This is a genomic window from Geobacillus sp. PK12 (assembly GCF_004123125.1).
GTDB lineage: Bacteria > Bacillota > Bacilli > Bacillales > Anoxybacillaceae > Geobacillus > Geobacillus zalihae.
On sequence record NZ_SDKL01000077.1, the window covers coordinates 1 to 1,888 of the forward strand.

The window sequence follows — 1,888 nt, forward strand, 5'->3', positions numbered from 1 at the left end:
GTGCGCCCGGCATGGGTGCAGTCTATAGGGTGAAAGTCCCGAACTGCGAAGGCAGAAGTAGCAGTTAGCTTAACGCAAGGGTGTCTGCGGCGACGCAGAATCTGAAGGAAGCGGGCGGCAAACTTCCGGTCTGAGGAACACGAACTTCATAGGAGGCTGGGTATCATTGGGTGAGTTTGCACGACAAAACGAAGCCCTTTCTGCCGAAGGTGATACCGAGTAAATGAAGCAGATGGATGGAAGGAAAGACTGCACTCTTACCCGGGGAGGTCTGTCCGGGAAGCCAAGTGCGCTTGGCAACCGTTGGAGCGATCCAACGCTGAACGGACAGAAGTCAGCAGAGGTCATAGTACCCGTCTAGCTTAAGATAGAAGGGGAAGGACCGAACCATGAAGGAGAACGGCCACTAGGCGTTCATCTTCTTTGATGAAGCAGATAACCCGAAAGGGCCTGCTTGAGGGGGAAATGGTGAAGTCCATGGGGAACCTCAAGAGGGTGGAGAAGAAGATGGCACAAATAGAACGGACCGTTCACGTAGAGAGGAAGAATCGGAATGTGGATGAAACAGGTATTGTCACGGGAGAATCTCCTGCGAGCACTCAAACAAGTGGAAAAGAATAAAGGGTCCCATGGAACCGATGGAATGTCCGTCAAAGACCTGCGAAGACACCTCGTGGAACATTGGGACGCGATACGGCACGCTTTAGAAGAAGGGACCTACGAACCTTGCCCGGTCCGACGGGTCGAAATCCCGAAACCGAACGGAGGAGTCAGGTTACTAGGAATCCCGACCGTGACAGACCGGTTCATCCAACAGGCCATCGCCCAAGTGCTCACGCCGATCTTTGACCCATCCTTTTCGGAACACAGCTACGGGTTTCGTCCCGGTCGAAGAGGACACGACGCGGTGAAAAAGGCGAAGCAGTATATTCAGGAAGGATATACATGGGTGGTAGATATCGACTTGGAAAAGTTCTTTGATCGAGTCAACCATGACAAACTGATGGGGATATTAGCGAAACGAATTCCAGACAAAATCCTCCTAAAGTTGATACGGAAGTATCTACAGGCAGGGGTCATGATCAACGGGGTGGTCATGGAAACACAAGAGGGGACTCCACAAGGAGGGCCGCTCAGTCCACTCCTGTCCAACATTCTCCTGGATGAGCTGGACAAAGAATTGGAAAAACGAGGGCACAAGTTTGTACGGTATGCGGATGACTGCAATATCTACGTAAGGACGAAGAAGGCCGGGGAACGGGTGATGAAATCGATCACGGCATTCATCGAAAAGAAACTTCGGCTGAAAGTCAACGAAACCAAATCGGCAGTGGATCGTCCGTGGAGGAGAAAATTCCTCGGTTTTAGCTTCACCCCAAGTAAGGAGCCAAAAATCCGAATTGCAAAGGAAAGCATTCGGCGCATGAAGCAAAGGATACGCACCATGACGAGCCGATCGAAACCGATTCCCATGCCCGAACGAATCGAACAGCTCAATCAATACATTCTGGGATGGTGTGGATACTTTTCGCTAGCAGAGACCCCAAGTGTGTTCAAAGAACTAGATGGATGGATTCGACGAAGGCTGCGCATGTGCCAATGGAAAGAGTGGAAACTTCCGAGAACCAGAGTCCGAAAACTGCAAAGTTTAGGAGTGCCCAAGCAGAAAGCATATGAATGGGGAAACACTCGGAAGAAATATTGGAGAGTGGCCGCCAGTCCCATCCTGCATAAAGCCCTTGGCAACTCCTATTGGGAGAGCCAAGGGCTGAAGAGTCTTTATCAACGATATGAATCTCTGCGTCAGACTTAATGGAACCGCCGTATACCGAACGGTACGTACGGTGGTGTGAGAGGACGAGGGTTAGTCACCCTCTCCTACTCGATT

The 1,888-nt window shown here is 51.1% G+C and carries 1 protein-coding gene; it reads left to right on the forward strand.

From position 1 onward, the window contains the following. The first annotated feature begins 553 nt into the window (after window positions 1-553). Window positions 554-1,813, forward strand: a complete 1,260-nt coding sequence (gene ltrA / locus ETR37_RS17540) for a group II intron reverse transcriptase/maturase (protein ID WP_020754699.1) — start codon at window positions 554-556, stop codon at window positions 1,811-1,813. Window positions 1,814-1,888: the final 75 nt, after the last annotated feature.

Bases quoted from the DNA above. Each gene is read 5' to 3' on its own strand.
- ltrA (WP_020754699.1), top strand. From the start codon at position 554: ATGTGGATGAAACAGGTATTGTCACGGGAGAATCTCCTGCGAGCACTC.